13 protein-coding genes are annotated in these 11849 nt (G+C 66.6%); 5 read left to right on the top strand and 8 right to left on the bottom strand.

Annotation, left to right across the window (positions count from 1 at the left end; all coding sequences use genetic code 11):
• Positions 1 to 43: 43 nt before the first annotated feature.
• Entirely contained in the window at positions 44 to 1900 is a 1857-nt protein-coding gene (locus tag U6958_RS14885) for an integrase arm-type DNA-binding domain-containing protein (protein WP_074241372.1), read from the top strand.
• Positions 1901 to 1932: 32 nt separating this feature from the next.
• Here the strand turns inward: U6958_RS14885 and U6958_RS14890 are convergent, their stop codons facing one another.
• Entirely contained in the window at positions 1933 to 2559 is a 627-nt protein-coding gene (locus U6958_RS14890) for a LysR substrate-binding domain-containing protein (protein ID WP_003454711.1), read from the bottom strand.
• A gap of 104 nt (positions 2560 to 2663) precedes the next feature.
• On the opposite strand from U6958_RS14890, the gene U6958_RS14895 reads away from it, so the two are divergent.
• A complete protein-coding gene (locus U6958_RS14895; protein ID WP_003454714.1) occupies positions 2664 to 2969 on the top strand; it encodes a helix-turn-helix domain-containing protein in 306 nt (101 codons plus the stop codon).
• Between the two features lie 26 nt (positions 2970 to 2995).
• On the opposite strand, the gene mobH is transcribed toward U6958_RS14895, so the two are convergent.
• Positions 2996 to 4843: a MobH family relaxase gene (gene mobH / locus U6958_RS14900; protein WP_016451652.1), complete on the bottom strand. Its 1848-nt coding sequence runs from the start codon at positions 4841 to 4843 to the stop codon at positions 2996 to 2998.
• 313 nt (positions 4844 to 5156) lie between these two features.
• Here mobH and U6958_RS14905 point away from each other — a divergent pair, with 313 nt between their 5' ends.
• From U6958_RS14905 to U6958_RS14915, 3 genes are all read left to right on the top strand, one after another.
• A complete protein-coding gene (locus tag U6958_RS14905; protein WP_003454724.1) occupies positions 5157 to 5474 on the top strand; it encodes a type II toxin-antitoxin system PrlF family antitoxin in 318 nt (105 codons plus the stop codon).
• Entirely contained in the window at positions 5474 to 5938 is a 465-nt protein-coding gene (locus U6958_RS14910) for a type II toxin-antitoxin system YhaV family toxin (protein ID WP_003454727.1), read from the top strand. Before U6958_RS14905 ends, U6958_RS14910 begins: the two co-directional genes overlap by 1 nt.
• 86 nt (positions 5939 to 6024) lie before the next feature.
• Positions 6025 to 6396 carry a DUF3742 family protein gene (locus tag U6958_RS14915; protein WP_003454730.1) on the top strand — a complete coding sequence of 124 codons (372 nt, stop codon included), beginning with the start codon at positions 6025 to 6027 and terminating at the stop codon, positions 6394 to 6396.
• 5 nt (positions 6397 to 6401) lie between these two features.
• On the opposite strand, the gene U6958_RS14920 is transcribed toward U6958_RS14915, so the two are convergent.
• The 6 genes from U6958_RS14920 to U6958_RS14945 form a co-directional block, all read right to left on the bottom strand.
• Entirely contained in the window at positions 6402 to 7919 is a 1518-nt protein-coding gene (locus U6958_RS14920; protein WP_003454733.1) for a conjugal transfer protein TraG N-terminal domain-containing protein, read from the bottom strand.
• 15 nt (positions 7920 to 7934) lie between these two features.
• The gene (locus U6958_RS14925) at positions 7935 to 8288 is read right to left on the bottom strand and encodes a hypothetical protein (RefSeq protein WP_004265620.1); all 354 of its coding nucleotides are present in this window, start codon (positions 8286 to 8288) and stop codon (positions 7935 to 7937) included.
• Complete coding sequence (locus U6958_RS14930) at positions 8285 to 9688, bottom strand: integrating conjugative element protein (protein WP_003454739.1); 1404 nt, start codon at positions 9686 to 9688, stop codon at positions 8285 to 8287. Before U6958_RS14930 ends, U6958_RS14925 begins: the two co-directional genes overlap by 4 nt.
• Before the next feature lie 9 nt (positions 9689 to 9697).
• Positions 9698 to 10648, bottom strand: coding sequence for a TIGR03756 family integrating conjugative element protein (locus U6958_RS14935; RefSeq protein WP_003454742.1), 951 nt, complete (start codon positions 10646 to 10648; stop codon positions 9698 to 9700).
• A complete protein-coding gene (locus U6958_RS14940) occupies positions 10645 to 11091 on the bottom strand; it encodes a TIGR03757 family integrating conjugative element protein (RefSeq protein ID WP_003454745.1) in 447 nt (148 codons plus the stop codon). The genes U6958_RS14935 and U6958_RS14940 overlap by 4 nt, the downstream gene beginning before the upstream one ends.
• A 156-nt stretch (positions 11092 to 11247) precedes the next feature.
• Positions 11248 to 11742, bottom strand: coding sequence for a JAB domain-containing protein (locus tag U6958_RS14945; RefSeq protein ID WP_004265610.1), 495 nt, complete (start codon positions 11740 to 11742; stop codon positions 11248 to 11250).
• Between the last annotated feature and the right edge of the window lie 107 nt (positions 11743 to 11849).

Consider the following 11849-nt stretch of genomic DNA (forward strand, 5'->3'; position numbering starts at 1 on the left):
GGGTTAAGCATCTGGTTCCTGACTCATGTTCAGGAGCTAGAGCATGGCACTCTCAGACTTGGTGGTCCGCCAAGCCAAAGCCACCGGCAAGGCCTACACACTTCCAGACATCGATGGTCTCTCCCTGGCCGTGACGGCCACGGGCAGCAAGAGCTGGCACTTCCGTTACTACTGGATGAAGGAGCCCAAGCGCATGTCGCTGGGCACCTATCCCGAGGTGTCCCTTCGTGAGGCACGCGCCCTGCGTGACGAGGCGCGCGCCTTGGTGGCCAAGGACATCAACCCGCGCCTTCACCGCAAGCAAAAGCGCGCCGCGGTCAAACTCGCCGGTGAAAACACCTTCGAGGCGATCTACAAGAAGTGGCTTGCCCACCGCGAACGCGGCCTCAAGAAGGGCCGGCAGACCACCCTCTCGATCCTCCCTCGCGTCTTCGCCAAGGATGTGCTGCCCTTGCTGGGCAAGCGCTCGATCTACGACATCAAACGCCCTGACCTGCTGGAAGTGATCGCCAGGATCGAGCGGCGCAAGGCGCTCTCCGTCGCCGAGAAAGTCAGGACGTGGTTCAACCAGATGTTCTGCTACGCGCTGGTGGTCGTGCCGGGCCTGGAGCAGAACCCGGCTTCCGACCTCGACGTGGTGGCGCTGCCGCTGCCCCCGGTGAACCACAACCCGTTCCTGCGCATGGCCGAGTTGCCGAAGCTGTTGCAGCGCCTGCGCAAGTATCGTGGCCGGCTGCAGACCCAGCTCGGTCTGCGGCTGCTGCTATTCACCGGCGTGCGCACGGGCGAGCTGCGCCTGGCGACGCCGGATCAGTTCGACCTCGATCGGGGCCTCTGGATCATCCCGCCCGAGGTCGTGAAGCAGCTCCAGGTGGACATGCGCAGGAAGCGCCAGTTGCCCAAGGACATTCCACCCTACATCGTGCCGCTGTCGGTGCAGGCCATCGAGATCGTCCGGCACCTGCTCGAACAGCTCAAACCGGCCCAGCACTATCTGTTCCGCCACGACAGCGAGTTGAAGAAGCGCATGAGCGAGAACACGCTCAACGGCGCGCTCAAGCGCATGGGCTATCGCGACCTGCTGACCGGGCACGGCATCCGGGGCACGATGTCCACCGCGCTCAACGAGATCGGCTACCCGAAGGTGTGGGTGGACGCGCAACTCTCGCACGTCGATCCCAACAAGGTCAGTGCCACCTACAACCACGCCGAGTACGTCGAGCAGCGGCGGCGGATGATGCAGGATTGGGCCGACCGGCTCGATCTCTTCGAGCAGAACATGGTCGAGGCAGCGAGCATGCCGCTCACCATTCATTTGGAGGGCGTGCCCGTCCTCTCGGATGAGGAAGCCGCGAGTGCGCCACCCAAACCAGCGGCCGCGTCGGCGCCGCTCCTGATCGTGACCAGGCCGGGAGACGCGATGCCACTGGTGTCAGCCGAGACGCATCGGCTGCCCGCAGTGCCGTTGCCGCGTTCCGTCATGGAGGAACCGCTGTCCGACATACAGCGCCAGCGGATGGAACTGGTCGATGTCTTCGAGGCACCACACAACCTGCCAGTCGCCGAGTACGCGAAGATGGCGGGCAAGTCCCGCCGGTGGATCAGCTACGAGATCAAGGCCGGCAACCTGCTGGCGCTGAACCTGGGCAACCGTGGTCAGCGCGTGCCGGATTGGCATCTCGATCCGGTCAAGCACGCGCTGATCCAGGCGGTCCTCAAGCTGACCAGGGGCGCCGACCCTTGGCAGATCTACAACGCGCTCCTGCAGCCGCGCGCGAAGCTGCGCGGCGGCTCGGCTCTGGAAAGCGTCAGTGCCACAAATCTCGACAAGATCATCATGGCGGTGAGCACGACGGTGAAGGAAAGCGAGTGGTCCCCGCAGCAGGTGGCGTTTGCGTAGCGCGCCAGCGCCCAGCAGTGCGCGCCCCTGTCTCAGGACACGGAGCGCGCGCGGCGGGCGAATCTTTCCTGGGGCTCGGTCAAGGACGAGGACGGGCGAAGCAGGTAGGCCATCACGATGATGGGTGCGCCAGCCAATGGCCGCGCGGCGATGCCGCGACGCAGGTAGCAGGTCAGTCTCGCGGCGGGTGCGACGGCAATGCCGTAGCCCGCGGAGACGAGCGTCATCGCCATGTCGAAGGTGCTGACGGTCTGCTCATGGCCCTGCGGTGCATCCTCGACCAGGCCATGCGCCACCGCGCGCCACGGCTCGTCGGCCGTTGACTGCGCGCAGATCAACGGCTGCTTGAGCAGCTCTTGGCGAGGCACTTCACGGTAGGACAGCAGGTGCGAGCGCTTGGCGACGGCGACTGCCAGCGTGTCATGCCACAACGGCTCGCACACCCAGCCTGGCCACTCCCAGGCGGCTGTGGACAGGGCCAAGTCAAAGTTATCGTGCGGCAGTTCCTGCGCCTGCGCTGTGGAACTGCATCCGATCAAGGCGGTGGCGGTCTCTGGCTCTTCGGCGCGCTGCAACGCCAGCAAGTCGGCAAGCGGTGAAGGCACCCACTCGCCGAGCACAGCCACCCGGATTTCAGTGGAGGCATCGCTCGATTTCACGTCCAGTTCCTCCAGGCAGTGAACTCGCGGCGACCGATGAAGTCGCTTCTATTGAGTTAAGTTTAACGTGGTTTATATCGTGTCAATCCTCGACGCTTTTGGCAATGCAAAAGCGTTCGATTCAAAGAGGCCGGCCCACCGGGACAACAACCTACGAAGCGGAACCAGCCATCGCGTTTGGGGCCTCCGTGCGCGAAGAAAGAACCAGTCAAGGCATCGCCCAGGAAACGCTGGCTCATCTGTCAGGAATCGAGCGTTCGCACATGGGAAAGATCGAGCGTGGCGAGCATGTCCCCACGCTCCCCCTCATTCTCAAAATCGCCCGTGCGCTGAAATGCAGTTCTGCCCACTTGATGGCGCTGACTGAAGCCAAGCTGGCAGAGACGGCTCCGCCTAAATCAGCGGACTGAAGCCGGCCCGCGCCGTGGCTCCTTGTCTACCCCTGTTCGTTGTCGTTCTTATTACCGGCGGCTGAATTTTCGCGCTTTACGGCCTCGGTGAGGAGGCGCAGGTATGGATTGTCCGGAGGCATTTCCTGGAACAGCGCTTCGGGAGCGCTCAGCAGGTAGCCGTGCAGTCGCCTGGATTTGCGCGGCCCCGTGACTTCGCAGGTCCAGATATTCAGCCCGCTGGCTTGCTTGCGGTGCAGGCCTAGCTTCTCGAAACGCTTCTGCACCCACTGCCATCCCTCCAGGTTCTCCGGTTTCGCCAGTGCGGCGATTTGCAGATGTTCCTGCGCATAGCGCTGGAAGACGCCGGGGCTCACCAGGTAGGCCGTTCCGGCGACGCTGTGCACCAAGGCTTTGGCGTCGTTGATGATGAGCTTGTGCGTCTGGATGCCCTGACGCAGCCAGGCCATGAAATGCTCGCCGGATGGCTCCGGCCGATCCTGAAATGGCGCGAGGCTTATCTGCGGCAGCACCGTAGGCGCCGGTGGCGAGGCAGGCTCGGGTTCGCTCGGGGCCTCCGGCGCTACGGGTGGGGCCGTGTCACTCAGCAGATCGAGCAGCGCAGCCACGCCGTTGTCGCTGGGCATAGGGACGGTCGGCGCGATGCTTGGTGGCGCCGTATCGGCGCTTTCCAAGCCTGGCGCTTCGGATGCCGGTGCCTGCGGTGTCGGCGCCCCTTGTTCCTCGTCGGCCTGCACGCGACCCGCGAACGGCGCCGGCCGGTCGGCCGCATCCCAGACCATGGCCGGAGACAGTTTCAGGAAGGTGAAGCTGTGCGACCAGCCGGCATCGCTGGTGACGGTGGCCTTCCAGATCGCCTTGCCGTCCGGTGTGGCCAAGGCGATGCCGTGATCCTGCAGCACGTTGAACACCGCCGTGTTGCTGGCCGGGATGCCGTCGATGCCCTGCGACAGCAGATGCGCGCGCAGCTTGTCCGAGACGGTCTTGCTCACCAGCCAGAGCGCGTCCTGGGTCAGCCAGCCATCCGAGGCCTGGGGCTGGTTCAGCTTGAATTCTTCCTTCAGGAGGTAGCGCAGGCCATCGAGCAGCTTGCGCTGCAGTGCGTGCCGGGGCGCTGCCAGGGCCTTGCTCGGATCGCCGCCGAGTTCCTGGGCGACGGATGCCTGGTCCGCCTGCACGACCAGTTCGCCGAGCATGCCGGCGTGCTCGTACTGGCCGGCCAGGACGTACAGCAGCGCGGCCCACAGGTCGGGGTAGTCGGCGAGCCAGTCGAAGATGCCCGGATCGAGCAGCCGGGCGTAGAGCAGCCCGGTGGCGGCGCTGTGCAGCCGGTATTCGCGCTCCCTGCGGTAGCGGAAGCGGTACGGCCGCCGCAGCGGGCCGTGCCAGGGATGCCAGACCGTGCCGTCCGCGTACTCGACGTGCAGGTCGACCGCGATCTTGCCGATGTCGTGCAGCAGCGCAGCATAGGCGGTGCCTGCGGTCCAGGCCTCGGCCTGGGCGGCTTGCGCCTCCGGCGTGGCGCCGGCGGGCAGCAGATGCGACTGCCGCAGCTTGAGCGCGTAGGCGACGATCTCCAGGCCGTGGTCCAGCATGCCGCCCGGATAGGCGTGGTGATGGGCCTCCGACGCGGGGAATTGCTGGACCAGCTCGGCGTAGCGTTCCAGCGGGGCGAGGTACAGCGTGGCGAACTGCCGGCGCGACAGCGAGGTGCGCTGCCAGATGTGTTCCAGCAGCTTCTGCCGGCGCGGCGTCGCCAGCAGCGATGCGGCCGGCTCCGGCCGCATCAGCCCTTTGCCGGGCTCGGCGGGAGGTTTGGGCGGTGGCGCACTGGCGGCAGGTGGCACCCGTTTGCGTTGGAACAGCGAGAGCATGGCGAACCCCAGACGGCGGGCCGGTCGGGAGAGCCTTTTGGCCTTTTCGGGTAGGGCCTTTCCCCTTGGCCCCATTCCCTTGCCCCTTCCCCAGCCCTTTGGCCTTTACGGAAACCTTTGGATATAGGGCAACGACGCCTGCCGAACCACAACCAATGCGGGTTTGGCCCAAGTCGGATTGATGCGGGAAGGCTGGCTGTGCCGCCCCTACGATGGAGCCGTTTCATCGACCGGACGGAGCACCATGCACACCCAGATTGACAAGGTAAGGAAATTTCCTTACCATCCAGGCATTGCCATCAGGAGTGCCGCCATGCCCGAAATCCACGAAGTCGCGACGCTGACCTCCAAGGGTCAGATCACGCTGCCCAAGTCCATCCGGCAAGCGCTGGGCGTGGACACCGGCGGCAAGGTGGCGTTCGACCTGCGCGGCGGCGAAGTCGTCGTGACCCGCGCCGACGCCGACCATGAAGACCCGGCCATCGGCGCCTTCCTGGGGCTGCTGGAAGCGGACATCCGGGCCGGGCGGCACGTCCAGTCCCTGCCGGACGATCTGGCGCGGGCCATGCTGGCCAACGCGCACCACGCGGTGAACCTCGATGAAGACATCGAAGGCGAAGTGGCGCTCTGATGCAGCGGCACGGTTGGACGCTCCTGTTCCACGAGGGCGTGATCGAGCAGTTGCGCAAGCTGCACGCGGCCGCGGAACGGGCCGAACAGAACGACCCGCAGGGGTTCGAGAGCAACGCCAACGTCAAGCTGTTCCGGGCGTTGAGCCAGTTGATCATGGATGTCGTGCCGAGCGATCCTGCGCGCGACGAATTCCGCCAGGGCAACACCTTGGGGCCGGCCTACCGGCACTGGCGGCGCGCAAAGATCGGGAGGCGGTTCCGGCTGTTCTTCCGCTTCGACTCCAAGGCCAAGGCGATCGTGTTCGCCTGGGTCAACGACGAGCAGACCTTGCGGTCGTCGGGCAGCAAGTCCGACCCCTATGCGGTGTTCGAGAAGATGTTGGGACGCGGCAACCCGCCGGACGATTGGGCGGCGCTGGTGGCCGCAAGCCAGGCCGACTGGCGCGCAGCAGACAAGGACTAGACCGCGGTTGAAGAACAGCACAGGTTTCAATCGCGACACGGACAGGGATCACAGCCACACGACAGGATGAACATGAGGTAGCCACCATGAAGACCGCCGCACAGACCACCTTCGCAGAACGCCTCGGCCGGACACTGGGCCGGGCGTGGAGAGGCTGCGCGCGTCTGGATCGGCGGGCGCAGGGCTGGCTGCTCGCGCAGGGATGGGCGCCTGGCATTGCCAAGGCCGCGCTGCTGGCCGTCAAGCTCGCTGCGATCGGTGTCCTGCTCTACACCGCGTTCTGGCTGGCACTGCTGCTTGCGTTCGCGCTGGTCGGCGCCTGGGTAGTCCGCAACGACGATGGGAGCTACGACGAGGAACACAAGCCGGAATGGCGATACGGCCCTGCCGGGTACGGCCTCTACACCCATGACGATTACCGGATCGACCCCCACGATCCAGAAGACGAGCAAGCCTAGAGGCGTTACTTCGCTGCTTTCATAGCGACACCCGCACCCCTGCCGCCAGCAGCTTGGGCATCCCTGGTTCCTGCCGCCAGCCCTTGAATTGCCGTTCCCGCGCGCACGCCTACCCAGCCCAGCGCAGCCACCCAGAAGGTAGGCAGCACGATGAACATCGTCGCCATGACGAAGTTCAGCAGCATGTCGCCGAAGGCGTTGTTCAGGCCGATCAGCGGATCGAAGTTGCTGTGCGGCCGGTTCGCGCCGAACCCCCAGCCGTAGAGCGCGTCGAGGATCGTGCTGTCCAGCCAGCGCGCGAGCTGGAACCAGAAGTCCACGAAGAACAGCGCGAACTGCACGCAGCTCACCGCGACCAGCGCCTTCAGCTCGTAGGTGCCGAAGACCAGCACCAGCGGGATGCAGATCACCAGCGCCATCTTGAGCAGCGACAGCACCATCGGCAGCGCCTGGCGTACCACGTCCATCGCCGGAAAGAAGCCCAGCGAGCCCATGGTCAGCCCCAGGTCGCCGGCGCCGCGCGTCACGACGTTGGGCAGCGTCTTCTCGATCTGGCCGCCGTAGTCGGTGTAGACCGAGCCCTGGTTCATCTTCTGCTGCCGCGGCGAGACCACGGCGCGGATCACCGAGTCGTTCACCTCGCTCTGCGACAGGAAGCCCGCCCAGCGGCCGATGCGCGTCAGCAGGTCGGGATCGACCTGGGCCAGCAGGCGCGCGCGCAGGCCGCTGCCGCCGTCCGACCACCACTGCCGGCACGTGGGGTAGCCCCCGCCGCTATCCACCTGGGCCAGCCCCGCATCGCGCGTCGCGTCGTAGGGCCAGGCCGTGCGTGGCGTGTTCGAGTGGTAGGTGTCGTAGAAGCCCGCGTTGTTCAGGAAGTAGCTCGAACCGATCCAGGTCACGTCATTCATCTGCTCGTCGGAGAGCGTGGGCCGAGACATGAACAGCTTGGCGCGCGAGGGGCCGTAGCAGTCATGCACGAAGTCGCCGACCTCCTGGGCCAGCACCGGGTCATCGATGCGCGTGGCATCCACGTCCATGCGCATCTGACGCAGATCCGTTCCGCAGGGGATGGCCGCCACCGCGCCGCCCGTCACCGCCTTCGAGATGGCGTGCATGAAGAACCACCACACCGGCACCAGCGCGCTCTGGTTGTTGAGCGTGGTGTAGGCGTTCGACCAGCCCGTGTCGGTGGGCTGCGGGACGCTGACCTGGCATTGCGCGGAGCGCGTCGTGTCGAACTTGATGGTGCTGAGGTCGACCGGAATGAAGGGGATGCCGGCGAACAGGATGACGACGATCGCCACCCACACGCGGTTCTCGATGCGCATCGATGACAGCACCCCCTTGTTGCCCTCGTCCGCACCCTCGGCCCGCGCGCGCAGCCATTCCTGCACCACCATGACCACGAAGGGCAGCGCGAATACGCCGCTGGCCACGAGGATGTTCCAGATGCCGTTGCTGACGATCCACCCGACCAGGGTCAGGTAATACTCCAGGTAGTCCGTTGTGTTGAGCGTCATGGCGTTCTCCAGGGCTCAGCCATTGCGCAGTAGCTGGCTGCCTTCGAGCAGCACGAGGGTGGCGACGGCCGCGATCTCGGCGCGCAGCAGGCGCTGATGGGTCTCGGCCAATGGCTCGCGTTCGCGCAGGCGCCGACGCATCCACCACCAGCCGTAGGCCGTCGCCGCGTAGAGCAGCAGCCGCCAGACGAGGAAGTGGCCCGAGTGCTCGCGCAGCCACTGCTCCCAGCCGTCGATGCTGCCGACGATGTGGAGGCCGACGACGTTCACGCCGACCGCGATGCCCGCCACCAGCAGCACCCACAGCAGCACGATGCCAACGCGGCGGCCGAGCAGCCGTGCCGGCCGCAGCCAGGCCCGGCTGGTCATGGCCCGCTCCGCGGCTTCTGCACTTCCTTGAGCCGGTCGCGCGTCGTGTCGCCCTCGAAGATGCCGCGCGAGCCCGCGGCGCGGGTGCCGTGGCGCTGCACGATCGCCATCGCCGAATTGCCGGCCAGCGTGCGCCGCAGCTCCAGCTCGGTCTTGAGGTTGTTGATCTCCTGCTCCAGCGCGTTGTTCTCCTGATCGACCGCCTTCACGGCCAGCTCGTTGGCGGCGACGTTCGGCTCCTTCTTGCCGGTCAGCAGCGTGCGCTGCAACAGCAGGGCCTTCTCCAGCACGCTCGACAGCGCGGCTTCGGACGCCAGGCGCTTGCCGAGCAGGTCTTGATCGGGCTCGTCGCGCAGCGCCTCGATCACGCCGCGCGTGATCGGCAGCGAGTTGCTGCCGGCGGCTTCGAGGTTTGCCACCGTCATCGGCGTCGAGCCCGTCACGAGGCCCTGCAGTGCCTGCAGCTTGGTCTCGTACTCTTCCTGGATCACCGGCGTCAGGCCGACGCCAGGCGTGGTCTGCGTCTTGGTGCAGGTCTCGCAGGTGCGTTGCTCGCGCTCGCCGAGCACGCGGGTTGCGAAGTCCGCTGCGGCCTGCGGCGAGGACCAAGTTTGGCAGGTCAGCCGGTTGCCGCAGGACGCGCGCGGGATGGATGAGGTGTCGCTGACGCCGCGGCTGTTGAGCAGGTTGTAGCCGGCACGGGTCACGTCGCCGACCACCTTGATGGAACCCTGGCCCGAGCCGCCCGCGTTGCCGCCGCCCACCCAGGGCACGCCGTTGTTGCCCTTGTTCGATTCGGCCTGCTCGACGGCGGACACCGCATCGGTGCTGCTCACCGCATCGCGCAGCGCGAAACCTTCGGCGAGCTGATCCCACCCGGCCTGGCCGCCGGCCATGTCCGCCATCCGGTTGGCCATCGCCTTGCACGTCAACTTGCTGCGGTCGAAATCGAGCCGAGCCTGCAGCACGCCGTTGGTCAGCAGGTTGTAGAGGCCCGGATCGGCGCGCTGGATGATCAGGGCCGGCAGCGACGCCACGGCGCTGGTGGCGCTCTGGATCACCGAGGACATGATCTGCTGAAAGCCATTGGTGAGGCCGTTCAACTGGTTCTGCAGCGTCGTCGTGATGCTCATGTTTCCGCAGATCAGGTTGCTGTTCCAGCCGATGCCCACGCCGATGCTCTGCATGTTCCCGGCGCCGCCCATGGACACGGCCCGGCCGCCGCCGATGCTGTAGAGCACGTCGTCGCCGATGACGCTGCCGCTCACGCCGACGCCGGTGGGGCTGATGCGGGTCTGCGCCCACGCGACGCCGGCTGCGGCCGTGACGGCGCAGGCGAGCGCGATGCTGAGCGCGTAGGGCCTGGCGCGCTGTGCGAAACGGGAGAGAGACGCTTTCATCGGAATACCTCAGAGGAAATCGACGCTGCCGAGGAAGACCTGCCCGCGGCGCTGGCAGCAGGCATAGGGCCGCCACAGCGCCCAGGCGTAGTCGCCTTGCTGGGCCTGCACGCGCGTGTTGGAGTGGGGGAACACGGCGCAGGAGTTGGAGAGGGTCGGCGTCAGCTCCTGCCACTTGCCGGTGGAGGCATCGCTCTCCACCAGGGCGCCGGCCGGCCAATAGCCGTCGCTCGAACTCGCGAGCAGCGGCTGGTAGACGTGCGGCTGCATGCGCCGCGTGACGACATCGCCCGCGCGCTGCGCGACGACGGCGCCGCTCTTGTAGTCGTCGGTCTGATGCAGGAAGCCGCCGCGCGGATAGACGTTGCCCCACAGGTTGAGCGTCGTGCGGCCGCCGATCTCGCGCATGCCGGGGATCACCGCCTCGGGGTACACCATCTCCGGGACGTTGTAGCGCCAGGCCAGCGTGTCGAGGGTGCTCAGCAGGTACGGCATGAAGGCCGTGCCTGCGCCCTGGCAGGCGTAGCCGGACGCGCTGGCGAACTGGCTGAACACCGAACCGCCGGGATGCCCGATCACGTCGGCGTTCTTGAACTTCGCCAGGTTGTTCTCGTTGTCGTGGTTCGTCGTCCCGTCGCCGCCGGCCTGCGCCGTGGGATTGGGCATGCTCATGGCGCGCACCTCGATCCACGGGTTCTCGCCGGTGTTGCTGTAGCTCGACACCACCGCGTCGGGAATGTAGTGGCGCACCTTCACCGAGGTGCGCACCGTGCAGCCCGTCCAGGTGCAGAACAGCCAGTAGCAGATGCCGACGACGCGATATTCCAGGCAGTCGGGCGACAGGGCCGAGGACACGATGGTAGCCGTGTTCAGCGCGAAGCTCGAAGCGGCGCCGCCGAGCAGCACCGAAGCGATGGCAAGGCGGGCCCGGCGCGACGACGCCGACAGCAGGCGGTTCATGGCTGTGCCCTCCGATGTGATTCGATGCGTGCCACGGCGCGCGCGACATCGGGCTCGCCGTAGACCACGTAGCGGCGATCGACCACCACGGCAGGCACCTTGGCCAGCCCCAAGCCCCAGGCATCGGCGACGCCCTGGTAGGCGCTGCCGATGCGGCGCTGTAGTGCCTGGCTGCCATCGCGCAGGCGTTGCTGCACGAGCGCGGCCGCGCGGCCCGGATCGGCAGGCAGGCCCGCGGCCAGTTCGGCCTCGATGCGCTCGGGCAGATCCAGCTCGATCACGCGCGCGCCGGATGCGGACTGCACGGGATGGCGGCTGTCGGTCACGACCAGCACGTCGGCTGCGGATGCGTCCTGGCCGAGCAGGCACAGCAGCAGCCCTCCCGCGCAGGCGATGCGCGTACACCGCAGCCGCGGGATGGGTTTCAAGAAGGGAGCCGTCATGGCGGGCGTCCTGGGAATGAGAGCAAGGCTCTAGTCGAACGCCGAAGGCAGTCCAACCGCGACAAGGAATGCGCACCGCGCGCGCTCCGCTTTGGGCAGACAGGCGAAAGAAAAGCGGCAGCCGAGGCTCCCGCGGGGACCAGGCGGTCAGCGGCGCTACAGCAGGCCGGATTCGGCGAAGGAGTACGGCGTGCCCTTGCCGACGATGAAGTAATCCACCACCCGGACATCGACTATCGCCAGGGCGGCTTTGAGCCGGTCGGTCAGCGCCTGATCGGCGGCCGAAGGCACGGTCATGCCAGATGGATGCTGGTGGGCCAGGATGACCGCCGAGGCGTTGAGGGCCAGGGCGCGCTGCACCAGCACCCGCGGGTACACCGAGGTTTGATCGACCGTGCCCTTGAACATCGGCTCGTAGGCGAGGACTTGGTGCTGAGAGTTGAGGAACACGACGGCGAAGACCTCGTTGGGCTCCGCGACCAGCTTCAGATGCAGGTAGTCGCGCACGGCGGCGGGACTGTTCAGCATCGGGCCGGCCTTGAAGATGCGTTGTTCCAGCAAGGCGATGGCCTGGCGGATGATCCAGTCTTCGTGCTGGGCGGCGATCAGGCTGAGCGACTCGGGACGCGAGTCGGCGACGACATAGGACATGGCGAACCTCCACGGGATGAAGTCGGAGGACGCCTGTCCCGGGAGGGACAAACCCTCCGGGGACGATGAAGAACAAGCGGCAGAAGAGCGGGCATCCGCCACCGCAT

Origin of the sequence: Delftia lacustris, from assembly GCF_040267515.1 — a bacterium.
Lineage (GTDB): Bacteria > Pseudomonadota > Gammaproteobacteria > Burkholderiales > Burkholderiaceae_C > Comamonas > Comamonas tsuruhatensis.

Bases quoted from the DNA above. Each gene is read 5' to 3' on its own strand.
- mobH (WP_016451652.1), bottom strand. From the start codon at position 4,843: ATGCTCTCGCTGTTCCAACGCAAACGGGTGCCACCTGCCGCCAGTGCG.
- U6958_RS14940 (WP_003454745.1), bottom strand. From the start codon at position 11,091: ATGACGGCTCCCTTCTTGAAACCCATCCCGCGGCTGCGGTGTACGCGC.
- U6958_RS14935 (WP_003454742.1), bottom strand. From the start codon at position 10,648: ATGAACCGCCTGCTGTCGGCGTCGTCGCGCCGGGCCCGCCTTGCCATC.
- U6958_RS14925 (WP_004265620.1), bottom strand. From the start codon at position 8,288: ATGACCAGCCGGGCCTGGCTGCGGCCGGCACGGCTGCTCGGCCGCCGC.
- U6958_RS14910 (WP_003454727.1), top strand. From the start codon at position 5,474: ATGCAGCGGCACGGTTGGACGCTCCTGTTCCACGAGGGCGTGATCGAG.
- U6958_RS14885 (WP_074241372.1), top strand. From the start codon at position 44: ATGGCACTCTCAGACTTGGTGGTCCGCCAAGCCAAAGCCACCGGCAAG.
- U6958_RS14915 (WP_003454730.1), top strand. From the start codon at position 6,025: ATGAAGACCGCCGCACAGACCACCTTCGCAGAACGCCTCGGCCGGACA.
- U6958_RS14930 (WP_003454739.1), bottom strand. From the start codon at position 9,688: ATGAAAGCGTCTCTCTCCCGTTTCGCACAGCGCGCCAGGCCCTACGCG.
- U6958_RS14945 (WP_004265610.1), bottom strand. From the start codon at position 11,742: ATGTCCTATGTCGTCGCCGACTCGCGTCCCGAGTCGCTCAGCCTGATC.
- U6958_RS14905 (WP_003454724.1), top strand. From the start codon at position 5,157: ATGCCCGAAATCCACGAAGTCGCGACGCTGACCTCCAAGGGTCAGATC.
- U6958_RS14895 (WP_003454714.1), top strand. From the start codon at position 2,664: ATGCAAAAGCGTTCGATTCAAAGAGGCCGGCCCACCGGGACAACAACC.
- U6958_RS14920 (WP_003454733.1), bottom strand. From the start codon at position 7,919: ATGACGCTCAACACAACGGACTACCTGGAGTATTACCTGACCCTGGTC.